Consider the following 16,716-nt stretch of genomic DNA (forward strand, 5'->3'; position numbering starts at 1 on the left):
TGGGACTTCCTGATCGTGGGGTCCGGGCCGAACGGGGCGAGCCTGCATCACGAGGTGTCGGACCGGGTGACCGAGGCCGGGGACATGGTGGTGGATCAGAGGTCGCGCAGGTGGGGGACCAGGAGGGCGAGGGCGAGGCCGCGGTGGGAGCGGGCGTCCTTCTCCTCCGGGGTCAGTTCCGCCGAGGTCCGGGTGTCGCCGTCGGGGACGAAGATGGGGTCGTAGCCGAAGCCGTTGGCGCCGCGGGGCTCCCGGGTCAGGGTGCCGTGCCATTCGCCGCGGACCACCTTCTCCGGGCCGTCGGGGATCACGAAGGCGATCGTGCACACGAAAGCCGCTCCCCTGCGCTCATCCGGCACATCCGAGAGCTGGCCCAGGAGCAGGTCCAGGTTCGCCTGATCATCCCCGTGCTTGCCCGACCACCGCGCCGACAGCACGCCCGGCATGCCGTTGAGGGCGTCGACCGCGATGCCGGAGTCGTCGGCGATCGACGGCAGGCCGGTGGCCGCGACCGCGTCGCGGGCCTTGGCAAGGGCGTTCTCCTCGAACGTCGCGCCCGTCTCCGGAGCGTCGGGGAACGGTGGGAGGTCGTCGAGACCGACGACCTCCAGGCCGTCGAGACCGGCCGCGGCCACGATCCGGCGCAGTTCGCCGAGCTTCTTGGCGTTGCGGGACGCCAGCAGGACGCGGGTCATCACTTGCCCTTCGGTTCCGGCAGCTCGCCCGGGTACGGCAGGGCCAGCGCCTCGGCCTGCAGCCGGGTGATCTCGGCGCAGCCCTCCATCGCGACGTCGAGCATGCGGTCCAGGGTCGAGCGGGCGAAGGTGGCGCCCTCGCCGGTGCCCTGCACCTCGATCAGCGTGCCCGCGTCCGTGGCGACGACGTTCATGTCCACCTCGGCGCGCACGTCCTCCTCGTACGGCAGGTCCAGCCGCACGCGCCCGCCGACCACGCCGACGCTCACCGCGGCGACCGAGCAGCTCAGCGGCTGCGGGTCCTTCAACAGGTTGGCCGCGTTGAGCCAGGTCACCGCGTCGGCCAGCGCGACGTACGCCCCGGTGATGGCCGCAGTGCGGGTCCCGCCGTCGGCCTGGATGACGTCGCAGTCGAGCTGGATGGTGTTCTCACCGATGGCCTGCAGGTCGATGCACGCCCGCAGCGACCGGCCGATCAGCCTGCTGATCTCGTGCGTGCGCCCACCGATGCGCCCCTTGACCGACTCGCGGTCGCCGCGGGTGTTGGTGGCCGAGGGCAGCATCGCGTACTCGGCGGTCAGCCAGCCCAGGCCCGACCCCTTGCGCCAGCGCGGCACCCCCTCGCTGACGCTGGCCGCGCAGAGCACCCGGGTCCGCCCGAACTCGACCAGCACCGAGCCCGCGGGCCAGTCCTGGTAGCCGCGGGTCAGCTTGATGTCGCGGAGCTGGTCGTCTTTCCTGCCATCGCTACGAGCCACGCGGGCCAGCCTAGCTATCGGCCGCGGGCCCCGACCGGACGGCTCAGATCGTGTAGGTCACGCCTTGCTCCACCCGCTCCGCAGGCCCGTCGTAGGCGGCGTGGACCTCCGCCATCACCGCGTCCGCGTCGGTCCACGGCGGGATGTGGGTCACCAGGACCCGGCCGATGCCCGCCGCCGTCGCGAGTTCACCCGCCTGGGTGCCCGACAGGTGCAGGTCGGCGGGGCGGTCGTCGGCGTGGGTCCAGGACGCCTCGGTGAGCAGGACGTCCACACCGGCCACGAGCGCGGAGAGCGCCGGGTTCGGCCCCGTGTCCCCGGTGTACGCCAGGGTCCGCCCGTCGTGGGTGATCGCCAGGCTGTACGACTCGCACGGGTGCGCCGCAGGCGCGACGGCGACGGAGAACGGCCCGATCTCGACCACGCCGGGCCGCAGGGCGTGGAACTCGAAGACGTCGGACAGGTCCGTCTCGGCCAGTTCCTCGTCCGAGGTCGCGTACGCCATGGCGAGGCGGCGCGGCGCGGTGGACGGCGCGAACACGGGAAGCCGGAACGCGCGCGGGTCGCGGCTCGGGGCCGGGTGGTAGCGGCGCAGCACGGCCAGGGACGCGAAGTCCGAGCAGTGGTCGGCGTGCAGGTGCGAGAACGCCAGCGCGTCCAGCTGGAACGGGTCGCGGCGCGACTGCAGTTCGGCGAGGGTGCCGGGGCCGAGTTCGATGCCGAGCAGGAAGCCCTCGGCCTCCACCAGGTAGCCGGACGCCGGGGCGTCGGGGCCGGGCAGGGAGCCGGAGCAGCCGAGGACGGTGAGCAGCACGGGGTCAGACTGTCACACCGGGCCGCCGCTCCGGACGGTGTGCAGGATCACGCCAGGGCGAAGCTGGCCAGTTCCGGGCCGAGGAAGCGGCGGGCCAGGCGGTGGAACGGCTCGGCCGCGCCGGTGGCCACGAACTCGTGCGCGGGCTCGCCGTCGAACGGGGTCAGCAGGTCGCGTTCGGTCAGCACGCCGAAGACGTCCTTGGCGCACTCCTCCGCGCTCGACACCAGCGTCACCGACGGCCCCATGACCACCTGCACCAACCCGCTGAGCAGCGGGTAGTGCGTGCACCCGAGCACCACGGTGTCCACTTCGGCCTGTTGCAGCGGTTCGAGGTAGGTCTGGGCGAGCCCGAGCACCTGGCGCCCGGAGGTCACGCCGCGCTCGACGAAGTCGACGAAGCGCGGGCACGCGGCCGAGGTGAGGGTCACGCCGGGCGCGGCGGCGAAGGCGTCGTCGTACGCGCGCGAGCGGATCGTGCCCTCGGTGCCGATCACGCCGATCCGGCCGGTGCGCGTGGCCGCGACCGCCCGCCGCACGGCGGGCACGACGACCTCGACCACAGGGATGTCGTAGCGCTCGCGGGCGTCCCGCAGGCACGCCGCCGACGCGGTGTTGCACGCGATCACCAGCATCTTGACGCCGCTGGCCACGAGGTCGTCGGCGATGCCCAGGGCCAGCTCGCGCACCCGGGCGATCGGCAGCGGGCCGTACGGGCCGTTCGCGGTGTCGCCGACGTAGCGCAGGCGCTCGTGCGGGAGCTGGTCGAGGATGGCGCGGGCGACGGTCATGCCGCCGACGCCGGAGTCGAACACGCCGATCGGAGCGCTGGGGTCCACGATCACGAGCGTACGGCCACCTGCCGGTTGGCGACCGACACCAGCCACGCGGCCAGCACGCCGCCGAGCGCGCCGAACAGGTGCCCCTGCCAGGAGATGCGCGGGTCGCCCGGCAGCACGCCGAACAGCATCGTGCCCCAGTACGCCAGCAGCGCCACGGCCACGAGCAGTTGCCGGAAGCTGCGCGCGAAGACGCCTCGGACCAGCAGGAACAGCATCCAGCCGAAGACGATCCCGGACGCGCCGACGTGCACCGAGCCCGCCGCCCCGGTCAGCCACACGCCCACGCCGCTGGTGAACCAGATGGTGCCGGTGACGGCCGCCCACTGGCCGAGCCCGCCCGCCATCACCAGGAACCCGAGCACGGCGAACGGGAGCGTGTTGCTGATCAGGTGGCCCCAGCCGCCGTGCAGGAACGGCATCCAGATGATGCCGTCGAGCCCGGCGAGCGCGCGCGGGATGATCCCGTTCAGGTCGAGGTCGGCGGGCAGGGCGACGTCGACGAGCTCGATCAGCCAGAGCAGGAGGGTGAGCGACCCGACCACGATCGCGGCCTGCCGGGGGTTGGGCGGCAGGACGCGACCGGGGTCGGGCTTGGCCGGTGTGGTCGTCACCTGGTCGAGCGTACGGGTTTCAGCAGCCCACGCGGGTGGGCGCGAGCACGATGTCGTCGAAGACCAGGGTGTCGGTGTCGCCGCCGTAGCTCTCCCAGCCGATCCGGAAGTCGGTCAGGTTCGGCCGCCACGACGGCTTGCCGCGCAACCACTGGCCGTCGACGTCGTGGGTCTGCACCCCGTCGGCGACCAGGCCGGTGACCAGCGTCCCGTCGACCCAGGTCCGGATGTCGCCGCCCTCGACGGCGAACTCGACGCACGTCCACCGGTCGACCGGCAGCGGGCGGCTGAGCGCGACGCCGCTCGGGCTCTGCTCCGGCAGCGTGGCGTCGTCGGACTCGCGGTTCCACTGCATGGCCGCGTTCTGGCCGCCCATCCGCAGGTCCTTGCCCTCCACGGCGTCGCGCATCGCCATGAAGGTGACGTGGGCCGCGGGGAGCGCGGTGTCGTGGCGGACGTAGAAGCGGCCGTGCGTCATGCCGTCGAGCGCGGTGCCGACGAAGACGTGGTTGCAGTATCCGCCACCGCCGTCGATCCGGACCGCCTTGCCGCCGCCGCGTCCAGCGGCCGGGTCGATGGCAGCGGTGCCGGTGCCCTGGCAGTTGGGGTAGGTGACGGCCCACCGGCCGCCGGGCGTGCCGCTTTGCGCTTCCCAGTCCTCGCAAAGTGAGCCCGCGGGGCAGCCGGGGGGCGGGGTGGTCGTCGTGGTCGTTGTTGTTGTTGTCGGGGTGGTGGGCGTCGTGGTCGTGGGCGGGCTGTCCTGACAGGACTGCCCGTTGAGCGCGAAGTCCACCGGCGCGGGGTTGGCCCCGCTGAACGTCCCCTGGATGCCGAACCGCACCGTGCCGCCGACGCCCACGGACCCGTTGTACGCCGCGTTCGCCGCGGTGACGGCGTTCCCGGCCTGGGTGAGCGCGGTGTTCCAGCTCCCGGTGATCCGCTGGCCGCCGTCGAACGTCCACGTCAGCCGCCACGACGACAGCGCGGCGCCGGTGGCGTTGGTGACGGCGACCTCCGCGGTGAACCCGCCGGGCCACTGGTTCACCCGGTAGTCGACGGAACAGGCCGGAGCGGCGGCGGGTGCGGCGGTGACGGCGACGACACCGGTCAGCACCGTGGCGGCCCCCGCCAGCGCCGCTGCCAGGACAACTCGTTGAGACACCGTAGTCCCTTCCCTGGGAGCGCTCCCAGTTCAACGAACCACGGTCCGGCCCTCGGTGTCAAGGACCGGTCAGTCCAGCGCCCTCGGCAGGCGCGCCAGCGACTCCTCCATCCGCGCGGTGATCGACCGCGCGCCCATCCGGATGGCCAGCCCGTGCAGGAACGACACGGGCTCCTGCAGCAGCCGCAGCGTGACCAGCGTCGAGTCCCCCGCCGCGGCCAACTCGACCCGGAACACCGCCGACGCGGCGAACTTCGGCGCGTCCTTGCCGTCGACCCGCTCCGCGGTGTGCTTCCAGGCGATCACCTCGCCGGGCACGAACTCGACGACCTCCTGGTCGATCTCCGACCGCTTGCCGTCCCAGCGCCCGTGCTGCCGCCGCCGCTCGCCCTTCCCCGACCCCGACACCACGTCGGTGCGCTCGGCGAAGCTGAACCAGTCGGGAGCACGGCGCGCGTCGGCCACCACGGCCCAGACCTGCATGGGCGGCGCGGGCACCTCGGCGGAGCGGGCCAGTTCAATCACCCCGGCAACCTACCTCCGGCCGCGTTCGGCAACCCCGCGCGGCCCCGGCGCGAAGTAAGATCACCCACCGCAACGACAGCGCCACGAGGGAGCCCGGTGGAACCCGACCGCACCGTCGCCAACCACATCGACGGCGCGATCCACGGCCCCATCGTCCAAGCCAGGGACATCCACGGCGACGTGCACTTCCACTACGCCGAGCCCGCGGCTCCGGTCGCGCACACCCCACCCGAGGACTGGTGCGCGCTTCCGCCGCCGCCCGACGAGGTGCGGTCCCTGCTGCAGGCGCAGGTGTCGGCGGCCCAAGAAATGCCCTACCGCCTGCCCGGCGCGCGGCGGCCCAGCCTGGACACGGTCTACGTCCGCCAGGACCTCGGCCACGGCTCGGAGGAGAAGTCCACCCACCAGCACCGCCCCGAGCCCATCCTCGACGCCCGCGGCCACCTCACCGAGTCACCCAGGACCCCCGTCATCCGCCTCACGGTCCGCCCACCGGCCCGCACGGTCCGCAAGGCGCTGGACGATGACGACAACCTCATCGTCACCGGCGGCCCCGGCCAGGGAAAGTCGACGCTGTCCCTGCGGCTGGCAGCGGACATCGCCGCGCGCTGGCTGGCGTCGTCCGACGAGGAGCCGCTGACCGAGCCGGTCGTGCCCCTGCGCCTGACGGCCCGCGAGCTGGCCACCCGACTCACCCTGCCGTTCTCCGAGGCCCTGGCCGAGAGCGCCCGAGCCGAGTACGGCGCTCTCCTGGCCTGCCACCCGACCGCGGCCACCCTGGGCGACCGCGTCGTGGGCTGCCGATGGCTGCTGCTCGTGGACGGCCTGGACGAGGTCGCCGACGCCACCGAACGAGACCACCTGGTCCGCGTCCTGGCAGGCTGGGCGACCCCGGACTCCCCGTACCGCCTGGTCCTGACCACCCGCCCCATCGAGGGCGCCTCCCTCGCCCCCGTCCAACGCATCGGCGCCGCCCGCTACGAGTTGCAGCCCTTCGACGAGGAGGCCCTGCGCCGCTTCGCGATCAACTGGTTCACCGACGACCCCGCCGCCTCACGCTTCCTCCGCCAGGTCCGAGCCGCCCACCTCGACGAGCTGGTCCGGGTCCCCCTGCTGGCCACCATCGCCGCGATCGTCTTCGAGCGAACCGACAACCGCCCTCTCCCAGACAATCAGTACGAGCTCTACGAGAGCTACCTGAAGTTCCTCCGCTCCGGCCACACCGTCCGATCGGCGTTCCAGCCCTTCTGCGACCCGCTGCTGGAACACCTGGGCCGAGTGCGGCTGGAGGCCGACACCTCGCTGACGACAGCCGCGCAGGAGTGGGTGCGCGAGCACGTCCCCGACCTGCCCGCCGACTGGACCGAGGAGCTGTCGACCTACCTGACCGCCGCAGGCCCACTCGTCCGCCGAGCAGGCGACCTGCGCTTCCTCCACCACAGCTTCGCCGAACACCTCGCCGCGACCGCGGAAGCCCGGCTGCTGCCCGACCACTTCGACGCCGACCACCCCGCCTTCGCCCGCCTCCTGCACGTCGCACGTGTCCCGGAACGCGGCCGCCACGCCCGCGCGGTCCTGCTGCACCACACCCACCTGCACCCGACCGAGGCGGACCGGCTGGTCGGGTGGCTGCACAGCGGCTGGGCGGAGGAGCACCTGCTCGCCGCCCGGCTCCTGGCCTGGCACATCCCCGCCAGCGCCGAGGCGATGACCGCGTTCCTGGCGACCGTGCGCGACTGGGCGATGACGACCCAGCACCAGGCAGGCGACATCCTCGCCGAGGCAAGCCGCGCCGCCCACCACCCCGGCCTGGCGGCCTGGCTGCTCGCCCTGATGCGCGACGACGCCGCGCCGTGGCGGTCCCGGGTGGAGGCGGCGGCAGCACTGGCGACCCGGTTGCGCGCCGAAGCCGCGGAAGCGTTGTCCCTACTGCGTTCGGTGACAACGGACACCACGATCGCGGTCGCCGACCGGCTCGCCGCCGCAGAGGCACTGTCGGAATGCGGCGGCGACGAGCAGGAGGTCGCCGAGCGCGGGTTGCTGTCAGTCCTCGACGATCCGAGGGCGACCGCCGCCACGAGCAGGCCAGCCGCCGTCGTCCTGTCCGGACTAAGTCCGAACGGCCGCGCCCACGCCGTCGCCGCCCTCGAGACAATCATCGACGACCCCTGGTCCCCCGACGACTGGTGCGTCGAGGCCGCCACGGGCCTGATCGAGATCGGCGTGGAGCACCAGGAGCGAGCGATCGCGGTGTTCCGCCGCGTCCTGACCACGCGCACCACCATGCAGGCAGGCATCCGCGAAGCGGCCGTCGCCCTGGCATCCCTCGGACCACTCCATACCGAGGAAGCCGTCAACGCCCTCACCGAACTAGCCGACAACCGGCGAGTGGACTACTGGGCTCGGATCGCCGCCTGCGATGCCCTCGCCGAACTGGGCCCCGGCCCACGATCCGCTGCCATTGACCGTCTTCTGGCGTTGTCCCGGGAGTTCGACCCACGCCCGGTCGACCGCTACCGATGCGCGCGATCCCTAGCCGCCCTCGGACTCCATGCGCAGGCGTTGGAGTTGCTCAGGATCACGGCCTCGGCCAAGAGCGTGCACGTGTTCTCGGATCTCTACTGGGTGATCTCGATCATCGCTGAGTTGAGCCCGGAACACCAAGCCGAGGTCAACGACCTGATCGACCAACTGTTGGACGACCAGCAGTTCCAGTTGGCCACCCCATCGGCGTGGGGATCGCTCGCCGCTCTCGGCGGGCCACGCGGGCAGCAGTCCGTCGACCTGCTGACCCGGTTGCTCGCCGATCGGTCGGCCCGGACAAGCGACCGTTTGTCGGCGGCGAGCGCGTTGGCCGATCTCGGGCCCGAGTTCCACGCCGAGGTGTCCCAGCACCTGCTGGAGATCGCCGAATCCGGGCGCTCCCCAGGAAACCGGTGGACCGCATGGCAGAGGCTGCGGGAGCTGAGACCGGAACTCCGTGGCAGAGCGTCCGCCGAACTGCTCGCGCTGTTGGGGCCGCACGAGGTGGATTCTTGGGAGTCCTCCGGCCAGGATCACACCTACCACCGTTACGACAGCGGCGCCATGGCCAAAGCCGCCTTGCGTGATCTAGACAGCTTGAATCGCTGTACCAACGCCAGGTTCAACGCCTTTCAACGGCTCGTCCACCGAGGACCGAGGTTCCATCAGGCGGCAGTCGACGGTATGTACGAACTCCTGGTTTTCCTGGTCTTTCCGATCCGGAATCTGACGCTCCTGTCGAGCACGTCCGACGGTCTGGGACCAGCGGCGCGGGGGAAGCTGGCCGACGCCCTGCTCCAAGTCGCGCGGCGCCCGGAGGTGACAGAGCGCGAGATGCACCTGCTGGCCGCCGCGCTGGCGGAACTCGACATCCTGTCGAACGATGACCAAGCCCAGTTGGTGCCGGAGCTGGATCTCGCGGTCAGCGCCCACCTTTCCGACTACTGGTGGGAAGAACGGGTGCGGGAGCGCGTCCGCCTCGACGCGGGAACGTTGCCGGTCATCCGTGCGCTCATTGCGGACACCGACCTTCCTCGTCGCGCTCGCGAGGTCTGCGCGACGATCGTGGCGGAGGCTTGTCCCGACCAGTGCCGCGAGGCGATCAGCGAGCTGACCGACCAGGCCGACGACGAGTTCCTGTGGTTCACCTGGCGGATCGAGGCGATCATCCGCCTGGTGACCCTCGATTCCGGCGGCATGGACCATGTGTGGGCCGTGATGACGGATGAACGCCAGGCCATCGCGGACCGGGCGGAGGCCGCGTCCCGGGTGGGACGGCTCGCCCCCGAGTCCCGTGACACCGCGGTCGCCATCCTGCGCCGCTTGATCCAGGACCCGGCGCACACCGGAGCCGAACGACAACGCGCCCTGCGCTGGCTGAGCGTCCTCCACGCCTTCGATCGCGTCGATCTGACGCAGATGAAGGTGGCGCTGTTGCGCGATCCCACCGTCCCGGCGGAGAACCGGAGTCTGCTGGCCCGTTCGCTCAGCGGGATCGAGGAGTTCGAGGCTCACCGCGCGTTGCTGGCCGATTCCACCGCTCCGCTGCGGTCGCGGGTGGCTGGGGTGAGTGAGTGGCGGAACCGCAGGCTGGCGGTGGAAGCCGAACAGGTGCTGCGGGAGGCGTTGGTCGCGCCGGAAACGTTGCCGTCCGAGCGGGTCGAGGCCGCCACGCTGCTCTCCGAGCTGTCGCCTCGCTTCGCTGAGGACGCTGCGGCCGTGCTGACGGGCCCGCGTGCGCGAATCGCTCGGGCCGGGCTCGGGCGGGGCTACCGGCAAGGCGTGCTGACCGAACTCCACCAGATCGTCACCGAGCCCGCGTGGCGTCCTCGCATTACGGCGGTGCGCCAGCTGTTGGAGATCTCCCCGATCCCCGCCGACGAGGTCACGGACAGTCTGCGGGAGCTGTGTGCGAACCCGCGCCTCTCGGACCGGGACCTGGTCGGCATCCGCTACGCGCTGCGGGCCCGGGACGGGCTCGCACCCGTGCGGAAGTTGCTCGACCGGCCCCGAGCGGCCACGCGGGTGGCCGCCGCGAAGGTGCTCGCCGATCACTCGGGGCCGGACCGGGCGGTTGGCGCGCGGGTGTTGGACGCCGTCGCCACCGATCGCGCGGGCCTGCCCGCCCTGCGCTGGTGGGCCGCCGACGATCTGATGCGCTTCGGTGAGCGGGGCAGGGAATGGGGAGCGGCGGCGCTTCGCGCGCTCATCGACGACGAGGACGTGCCGATGGGGACGCGGGTGAAGGCGGCGCGGTCGCTCGCCCGGCATCGGCCGGACCTGCGGGGCGGTCTGGTGCGCTGGCTTCGCCGGATCAGGACCGACAACCCGCTGCTGCGCGTCCAGGTGCTCGCGTGCGTCGCGTTGTTCGAGCCCTACGAAGGCGCGATTGCCTTGCAGGACATGGCTCGTGACGCGGCCCTGCCGCCCGGTGTTCGATTGCGGGCGGCCACGGCGATGGTGGACGCGCACCGCGACTACCGGGAGCAGGCGGCCGTCGTCGCCCGGGATGTGGCGCGGGACAGCGCTGTCCCGCGCCACATCCGGGTCAAGGCTGCTCGGGCGCTCGCGCGGTGGAGTGCGGTGGGGCGGGACGAGGCGCGGGCGTTGCTGGTTGAGCTAAATCAGTGACGGGTTGAGTCGGGCGAAGCCTTCCTGGCGCTGGTAAGGGAAGTACGGGTAGGGCGCGGTCCGCGCGCTGGCTTTGTCCAGGTGGGCAAGCTGGTCCGGCGTCAGCTGCCAGCCGACGGCGCCGAGGTTGTCGCGGAGTTGGGCCTCGGTGCGGGCGCCGATGATGACCGAGGACACCGTGGGACGGGTCAGGAGCCAGTTGATGGCGATCTGCGGGATCGTCTTGCCGGTCTCCGCCGCGATCTCGGTCAGGGCGTCGACCACGTCGTACAGGAGGGCGTCGTCGACCGGTGGGCCGAAGTCGGCGGTGTCGTGGAGGCGGCTGGTGGCGGGGAGGGGCTGGTCGCGGCGGACCCTGCCGGTGAGGCGGCCCCAGCCGAGGGGGCTCCAGACCAGCGCTCCGACGCCCTGGTCGTGGCCGAGCGGCATCAGTTCCCACTCGTAGTCGCGGCCGATCAGGGAGTAGTAGACCTGGTGGGCGACATAACGCGGGTGGTGGTGCTTCTCGGCCAGGGACAACGACTTCATGAGCTGCCAGCCTGCGAAGTTGGACACGCCCAGGTAGCGGATTTTGCCCGCGCGGACGAGGTCGTGGAGGGTGTCGAGGACTTCCTCGACGGGGGTGCCCGCGTCGAAGGCATGGAGTTGGAAGAGGTCGAGGTAGTCGGTGTCCAGGCGGCGCAGGGCGGCTTCGGTGGCCTTGATCAGGCGCGAGCGGGACGAGCCCGCGTCGGCCGGGCCGTCGCCGGTGGGGAGGGTTGCCTTGGTGGACAACAGGACGCGGTCGCGACGGCCCTTGACCGCAGCGCCGAGGACCTCCTCGGACGCGCCGTCGGAGTAGACGTCGGCGGTGTCGAACATGGTGACGCCCGCGTCCAAGCACAGGTCCACGAGGTTGCGCGCCTCGTCGACCCCGGTGTCGCCCCACGCGCCGAACAGGGGGCCGCGCCCGCCGAACGTGCCCGCGCCGAGGCTCAGCGCGGGGACCAGCAGGCCGGACGCGCCCAATCGACGATGCTCCATGATTCCTCCCCAGTTAACGGTACTGTGGTGCCGTTAAGGTAGCACACTTAAAGGAACTGGAGTCCCGTTATGACGCGCCCAGGCGGTCGGACCGCACGCGTCCGCGCACAGGTCCTCCGGGCGACGGGCGACGCGCTGGCCGAACAGGGCTTTGCCCACCTCGACCTCGCCGACATCGCCCGTCGTGCCGATGTGGGCAAGACGACCGTCTACCGGCGCTGGGGCAGCGTGACCGCGTTGGTGGCCGATCTGCTGATCGACATGGCGGAGGAGTCGTCACCCCGCAGCGACACGGGAAGTCTGCTCGGCGACCTGCGGGCGAACGCCGACCTCGTGCTGCGCACGCTGACCGACCCCCGGCAGGGCAGGCTGTTCACGTCGATCATCGCGGCGGCGACGTGCGACGTGCAGGCAGCGGAGGCCTTGCACGGCTTCTACGCCACCCGGGTCGCCGAGTGGGCCCCCTGCGTCGAGCGGGCGATCGAGCGGGGCGAGGCGCCCGAGGGCACCGACGCGCAGGCGGTGATCCGGGCGGTGTCGGCGCCGCTGTACTACCACTTGCTGACGACGGGGCGCATCGATCCGTCGGTCGCCGACCAGGCCGCCACTGCCGCGGCAGTGGCCGCGCGGGCGGGGGTGTTCGTCTGCCAGGATTGATCTCGGGGGGATCACATGGAGATGCTGTGGCGGCTGTTCGGCGACGTGCTGCCGCTGACATTGTTCGCGTTGCCGGTGGTGATCGTGCTCGCGTGCGCGCTGGCGGCACTGCGGAGACGCCGGGGAGCGTGGCGGCTCATCGTGGCGGACGTGCTGGTGATGATGGCCGCGCTACCGGTGGCATACCTGGTGTTCGTCCCGGTGGGCGGCGGCGAGCGCACGTCGGTGAGCCTGATCCCGGGCGCGGACCTGTTCGGCGCCTACGACGAGATCACGGTCTGGCGCTTGGTGGGCAACCTGTTCCTGCTGATGCCGCTGGGGATGATCGCCCCACTGCGATGGCGGTGGTTGCGCTCGATGAAGCGAGTAGCCCTGTCAAGCGCGTGCGTGGCGGTGGGGATAGAGCTGGGGCAGTGGTTGCTACCGGTGGGCCGCGTCGTCGCGTTCGACGACGCACTGCTCAACTTCACGGGCGCAACACTGGGCGCGGCGGTGACGTGGGCGTGGTGGCGCGACCGCGCCCCGGCTCGTCACATGGAGGTTTGAGTCCGACGAGCCTTGTCGATCAACGACTCGGCAGCGCGCCCCGCGCGTTTGAACTCGTCCGGGGTGGCCGGAGTGTGGCCGTATCCCGACTTCGTCTTCAGCCGCAGGAGGGCGCCGAGGTGCCTGCTCGCCTCACGGTCGACCTTGGACAGCAGGCTGACCGCGTCATTGTGGCTCTCGCCTTGGGCGTGTTCGCCCAAGGCAGCGCAGCAGAGGACATCAGCCGCTGCGATGCCCGCGTGGACGCACAGTGTCACGTACGCGTCTGCGATGTCGTCGTGCTGATCGGCTAGATCGGCGATCAGACTGGCCGCAGCGTAGAACTGTTCTGCCTTGCGCCGTCGGCCTTGCCGCATACGGGCGTCGCACGGGGTAGTGCGCACGCGGTCAACCTGTCCTTCCTTGTACGTGCTTAACGAGCCAGGCCGAATTTCCAGCCACGGTCAGGCCGTGGTCGAGGACGTCCCGCAGGACCGGTTCGTCAGCCCCGCGGCTGACGACGTCGGCGACGGTGAACGTCAGCGCGCGGGCGTCATTGCCGGTCCACCGGGTCACCTCGTCCTCCAGAGCGCCGACTCGCTCCTCCCAGGGCGCGCCGTCTTCCGGCAGCACCAGAAGCAGATCGATGTCGCTGTCAGGGGTCATCGAGCCGCGAGCGGCTGAGCCGAACACGGCGGCGTACACCGGCGGAGTCGGCCAACTGGCGAGGCGGTTCGACAGGCGCTCCAGGAAGGTCTGCTGGATGTGGGCAAGCGCGAGAACGGGCTCGGCGGCGAGGTGGTCGCGGTTGAGCCGGTAGCTGTAGACGTTGCCTACCTGCTCTGTCAGCACGGTTCCCTGATCGGTGAGCCGCCGGAGCACCTTGCGCAGCCCTTCCGCGGAGCGCTGGGGAAGCACTCGGCGCAACTGACCGACGGTGAGGGCGGTTTCGGTCCTGGCCAGCAGGAAGAGCACATCCCCGTCGAGAGTGGGGGTCACGGTCGCCAGCGGTCGTCCCAGCTCCACGAGACCTCCAATGCCAACTATAGTGTGCGAACACCCACTATAGTTGCCGCGCTAGCGCGGCGCACGGAAGCGCGGTCGCCTCACAGCCCGGATCAACGCTCTGACGTCCGAGCGAAGCACCGGCCCCTCAGGGTTCTTCGAGTCGCGGATGGCGTCGAGGGTGTTGGACAGTTCGACGCAGCTTGCGCCGTTCACGCTATGGGTCGACTTGCGCCAATCGGTCACCACGGGCCTCCGTTCGCTGCACCAGAGCGGCGACCAGACGCAGCGAGTCGTCCATGCTCAGGGCAGCTCGGAGGCTGGCTTCCGCCGCCTGCCGGTAGGCGTTCACGTCTTCCGGCCTGTGCAGCCAGACCATGGAGCGTCCGGTCTCGATGAACACGCTCTTGATCAGGTTAACACCGGAGATCACGTGGAAGGAGCCGTCCAACCCGGGGTACCAATCGGCGTCGAAGGGCAGGATCCGCAGCTCGATGTTGGCGCGCCTGCCCAGCGTGAGCAGGTAGCGGAGCTGGTTGTGGAGGACCTTGGCTCCGCCGATCCGCTGGTACAGCGCGGCTTGGCCGATCAGGGCCGTGTAGTGGGCCGGAATCGGCCGGAGGATCACCTCCTTGCGGCGGTTCCGGAGCGCTACTCGGGCCTCGACCTCCGCCGCGGAGAGTCCTGCGCGCACCATCATCGCCCGCGCGTATTCCGTGGTTTGCAGGAGACCGGGGATCATTGTGGGCAAAAGTTCGAGAAGGGTGGCCGCGTTCTGCTCGTATTCGACGAAAGCGGCTAGTTGCTGTCGGCGTTCCGGGAGGGTCGTGGCGATCCACTGGTCGGCCGGACTGGCCTGGACGAGGGTCATGATGTCCTGGTACTGCTCGCCGACGACGCCCAGGGTTGCCAGGATGCGGGCTACCTGGTCCGGCCTCGGTGTGCGGTAGCCGGTCTCCCAGCGGGACAGCATCGCCGGGTCGACGCCCATCTGCCCCGCGAAGTCCCGCAGGGTGATGTCATTGTTCTGCCGGGCAGCGCGCAGGGCGCTGCCGAGCGCGAAGGTCTTGGGGGATTTCGGCACTCATCCACGCTAGCCAACGCGCTCGGCGGCTTCCCGCTCAAACAAAGAGAATCACCGACAAGAAGCGTTTCCTACCGGCAACGGGCTAATGCGGTTACGCCCAGAGGTGGCCGTCGAGCCGTTCCGAGGCCTCGTCCAGCGAGCCCGAGTACGCCCCGGTCGACAGGTACTTCCAGCCCGCGTCCGCGACGATGAACACCACGTCGGCCGACTCGCCCGTCCCGGCGACCTTCTCGGCCACCGCCAGCGCCGCGTGCAGGATGGCGCCGGTGGAGATGCCCGCGAAGATGCCCTCCACCTCCAGCAGTTGCCGCGTCCGCCGCAATGCGTCGTACGAGCCCACCGAATAGCGGCCGGTCAGCACATCCGGGTCGTACAGCTCCGGCACGAAGCCCTCGTCCAGGTTGCGCAGGCCGTAGACCAGCTCGCCGTAACGGGGCTCGGCGGCGATGATCTGCACGTCCGGCTTGTGCTCGCGCAGGTACCGGCCCACGCCCACCAGCGTCCCCGTGGTCCCCAGGCCCGCCACGAAGTGCGTCACCGACGGCAGGTCGCGCAGGATCTCCGGGCCGGTGGACCGGTAGTGCGCCATCGCGTTGTCCGGGTTGCCGTACTGGTACAGCATCACCCAGTCCGGGTGCTCCTCGGCCAGCGCCTTCGCGCGGCGGACCGCCTCGTTCGAGCCACCGGCCGCGGGCGAGTACACGATCCGCGCGCCGTAGGCCTGGAGCAGTTGCTTGCGCTCCTCGGAGGTGTTCTCCGGCATCACGCAGACCAGCCCGTAGCCCTTGAGCTTCGCGGCCATCGCCAGGGCGATGCCGGTGTTGCCCGAGGTCGGCTCCAGGATCGTGCAGCCGGGCGCCAGCCGACCGTCGCGCTCGGCGGCCTCGATCATGGCCAGCGCCGGACGGTCCTTGATCGACCCCGTCGGGTTGCGGTCCTCCAGCTTGGCCCACAGCCGCACGCCCTCGGCGGGCGCCAGCCGGGGCAGGCCGACCAGCGGCGTGTCGCCGAGCGCGTGCAGCAGTGAGTCGTACCTGGCCATGGGGAATCAGCCGCCCGCGACGGCCGGGAGGATGGTCACGTTGTCGCCGTCGGCCACCTTGGCCTCCAGGCCACCGGCGAAGCGCACGTCCTCGTCGTTGACGTAGACGTTCACGAAGCGGTGCAGGGTGCCGTCCTTGACCAGCCTGGCCTTGAGGCCGCCGTGGTTGGCCTCCAGGTTGTCGATCACCTCGGCCAGGGTGGCGCCCGCCGCGGAGACGGTCTTCTCGCCGCCGGTGTGGGTGCGCAGGATGGTCGGGATCGAGACGGTCACGGCCATGGGGGAACCTCCGGTTGGATAACGCTGATTCGATAAGGAAAAACGCCCGCGGAACGGCGGGTATTCCTAGCCGCGCTCGGGCACGTCGTCAGGACCGGTGTGGGCGAACCGGTAGGACTCGACGACCTCGACGGGCTCCTCGGTGACGACGCCGTCGACGATGCGGTACGACCGCAGCTCGTGGACCTCGGGGTCGCGGGTGGAGACCAGCACGTAGTGCGCGTCGGGTTCGGAGGCGTAGGAGATGTCCGTGCGCGACGGGTAGGCCTCGGTGGCGGTGTGCGAGTGGTAGATGACCACCGGCACCTCGTCACGGGAGTCCATGTCGCGGTAGAGGCGCAGCAGATCGGTCGAGTCGAACTCGTAGAACGTGGGCGAACGCGCGGCGTTGAGCATCGGGATGAACCGCTCGGGGCGGTCGGAGCCCTCCGGACCGGCGATCACGCCGCATGCCTCGTCCGGGTGGTCGCGGCGGGCGTGGGCCACCATCGCGTCCACGAGGTCTCGGCGGATCTGCAGCACGACGCCCATCCTACT

18 protein-coding genes are annotated in these 16,716 nt (G+C 71.0%); 3 read left to right on the forward strand and 15 right to left on the reverse strand.

The window, feature by feature from the left end:
- Positions 1 to 95: 95 nt before the first annotated feature.
- The 7 genes from rdgB to IEY98_RS21195 all read right to left on the reverse strand — a co-directional run bounded on the left by rdgB (position 96) and on the right by IEY98_RS21195 (position 5,407).
- Positions 96 to 695 carry an RdgB/HAM1 family non-canonical purine NTP pyrophosphatase gene (rdgB, locus tag IEY98_RS21165; RefSeq protein WP_189212299.1) on the reverse strand — a complete coding sequence of 200 codons (600 nt, stop codon included), beginning with the start codon at positions 693 to 695 and terminating at the stop codon, positions 96 to 98.
- A complete protein-coding gene (gene rph / locus IEY98_RS21170) occupies positions 695 to 1,453 on the reverse strand; it encodes a ribonuclease PH (RefSeq protein ID WP_189212300.1) in 759 nt (252 codons plus the stop codon). The genes rdgB and rph overlap by 1 nt, the downstream gene beginning before the upstream one ends.
- A gap of 43 nt (positions 1,454 to 1,496) precedes the next feature.
- Complete coding sequence (locus IEY98_RS21175; RefSeq protein ID WP_189212301.1) at positions 1,497 to 2,267, reverse strand: MBL fold metallo-hydrolase; 771 nt, start codon at positions 2,265 to 2,267, stop codon at positions 1,497 to 1,499.
- A 47-nt stretch (positions 2,268 to 2,314) separates the two neighbouring features.
- Positions 2,315 to 3,106 carry a glutamate racemase gene (gene murI, locus IEY98_RS21180; RefSeq protein WP_189212302.1) on the reverse strand — a complete coding sequence of 264 codons (792 nt, stop codon included), beginning with the start codon at positions 3,104 to 3,106 and terminating at the stop codon, positions 2,315 to 2,317.
- A 2-nt stretch (positions 3,107 to 3,108) separates the two neighbouring features.
- Complete coding sequence (locus IEY98_RS21185) at positions 3,109 to 3,720, reverse strand: rhomboid family intramembrane serine protease (RefSeq protein WP_189212303.1); 612 nt, start codon at positions 3,718 to 3,720, stop codon at positions 3,109 to 3,111.
- Between the two features lie 19 nt (positions 3,721 to 3,739).
- Complete coding sequence (locus IEY98_RS21190) at positions 3,740 to 4,882, reverse strand: cellulose-binding domain-containing protein (RefSeq protein ID WP_229787130.1); 1,143 nt, start codon at positions 4,880 to 4,882, stop codon at positions 3,740 to 3,742.
- A 69-nt stretch (positions 4,883 to 4,951) separates the two neighbouring features.
- On the reverse strand, positions 4,952 to 5,407 hold the full coding sequence (locus IEY98_RS21195; protein WP_189212304.1) for an SRPBCC family protein: 456 nt from the start codon (positions 5,405 to 5,407) through the stop codon (positions 4,952 to 4,954).
- A gap of 96 nt (positions 5,408 to 5,503) precedes the next feature.
- Between IEY98_RS21195 and IEY98_RS21200 the strand changes: the two genes are divergently transcribed.
- Positions 5,504 to 10,561, forward strand: coding sequence for an NACHT domain-containing protein (locus IEY98_RS21200; RefSeq protein WP_189212305.1), 5,058 nt, complete (start codon positions 5,504 to 5,506; stop codon positions 10,559 to 10,561).
- On the opposite strand, the gene IEY98_RS21205 is transcribed toward IEY98_RS21200, so the two are convergent.
- Positions 10,550 to 11,584, reverse strand: a complete 1,035-nt coding sequence (locus IEY98_RS21205) for an aldo/keto reductase (RefSeq protein ID WP_189212306.1) — start codon at positions 11,582 to 11,584, stop codon at positions 10,550 to 10,552. The genes IEY98_RS21200 and IEY98_RS21205 overlap by 12 nt on opposite strands.
- A 69-nt stretch (positions 11,585 to 11,653) precedes the next feature.
- On the opposite strand from IEY98_RS21205, the gene IEY98_RS21210 reads away from it, so the two are divergent.
- A complete protein-coding gene (locus IEY98_RS21210) occupies positions 11,654 to 12,241 on the forward strand; it encodes a TetR/AcrR family transcriptional regulator (protein ID WP_189212307.1) in 588 nt (195 codons plus the stop codon).
- A gap of 21 nt (positions 12,242 to 12,262) precedes the next feature.
- Positions 12,263 to 12,787, forward strand: a complete 525-nt coding sequence (locus IEY98_RS21215; protein ID WP_189212308.1) for a VanZ family protein — start codon at positions 12,263 to 12,265, stop codon at positions 12,785 to 12,787.
- Here IEY98_RS21215 and IEY98_RS21220 read toward each other — a convergent pair.
- From IEY98_RS21220 to IEY98_RS21250, 7 genes are all read right to left on the reverse strand, one after another.
- Entirely contained in the window at positions 12,772 to 13,170 is a 399-nt protein-coding gene (locus tag IEY98_RS21220) for a hypothetical protein (protein ID WP_229787132.1), read from the reverse strand. The genes IEY98_RS21215 and IEY98_RS21220 overlap by 16 nt on opposite strands.
- 4 nt (positions 13,171 to 13,174) lie before the next feature.
- Positions 13,175 to 13,792, reverse strand: coding sequence for a nucleotidyltransferase domain-containing protein (locus tag IEY98_RS21225; RefSeq protein WP_189212309.1), 618 nt, complete (start codon positions 13,790 to 13,792; stop codon positions 13,175 to 13,177).
- Positions 13,793 to 13,843: 51 nt separating this feature from the next.
- Entirely contained in the window at positions 13,844 to 14,020 is a 177-nt protein-coding gene (locus IEY98_RS21230) for a DUF397 domain-containing protein (RefSeq protein ID WP_308425914.1), read from the reverse strand.
- Positions 13,989 to 14,855 carry a helix-turn-helix domain-containing protein gene (locus IEY98_RS21235; RefSeq protein WP_229787134.1) on the reverse strand — a complete coding sequence of 289 codons (867 nt, stop codon included), beginning with the start codon at positions 14,853 to 14,855 and terminating at the stop codon, positions 13,989 to 13,991. Before IEY98_RS21235 ends, IEY98_RS21230 begins: the two co-directional genes overlap by 32 nt.
- 94 nt (positions 14,856 to 14,949) lie before the next feature.
- Positions 14,950 to 15,900 carry a PLP-dependent cysteine synthase family protein gene (locus IEY98_RS21240; protein ID WP_189212311.1) on the reverse strand — a complete coding sequence of 317 codons (951 nt, stop codon included), beginning with the start codon at positions 15,898 to 15,900 and terminating at the stop codon, positions 14,950 to 14,952.
- A gap of 6 nt (positions 15,901 to 15,906) precedes the next feature.
- A complete protein-coding gene (locus IEY98_RS21245) occupies positions 15,907 to 16,179 on the reverse strand; it encodes a MoaD/ThiS family protein (RefSeq protein WP_189212312.1) in 273 nt (90 codons plus the stop codon).
- A gap of 66 nt (positions 16,180 to 16,245) precedes the next feature.
- Positions 16,246 to 16,710 (reverse strand): M67 family metallopeptidase, encoded by a 465-nt coding sequence (locus IEY98_RS21250; protein WP_189212313.1) that lies wholly within the window; start codon positions 16,708 to 16,710, stop codon positions 16,246 to 16,248.
- Positions 16,711 to 16,716: the final 6 nt, after the last annotated feature.

Source organism: Actinokineospora fastidiosa (assembly GCF_014648415.1).
GTDB lineage: Bacteria > Actinomycetota > Actinomycetes > Mycobacteriales > Pseudonocardiaceae > Actinokineospora > Actinokineospora fastidiosa.

Coding starts and splice junctions, on each gene's coding strand:
- IEY98_RS21210 (WP_189212307.1), top strand. CDS start 11,654: ATGACGCGCCCAGGCGGTCGGACCGCACGCGTCCGCGCACAGGTCCTC.
- IEY98_RS21245 (WP_189212312.1), bottom strand. CDS start 16,179: ATGGCCGTGACCGTCTCGATCCCGACCATCCTGCGCACCCACACCGGC.
- IEY98_RS21205 (WP_189212306.1), bottom strand. CDS start 11,584: ATGGAGCATCGTCGATTGGGCGCGTCCGGCCTGCTGGTCCCCGCGCTG.
- IEY98_RS21250 (WP_189212313.1), bottom strand. CDS start 16,710: ATGGGCGTCGTGCTGCAGATCCGCCGAGACCTCGTGGACGCGATGGTG.
- IEY98_RS21240 (WP_189212311.1), bottom strand. CDS start 15,900: ATGGCCAGGTACGACTCACTGCTGCACGCGCTCGGCGACACGCCGCTG.
- IEY98_RS21215 (WP_189212308.1), top strand. CDS start 12,263: ATGCTGTGGCGGCTGTTCGGCGACGTGCTGCCGCTGACATTGTTCGCG.
- rdgB (WP_189212299.1), bottom strand. CDS start 695: ATGACCCGCGTCCTGCTGGCGTCCCGCAACGCCAAGAAGCTCGGCGAA.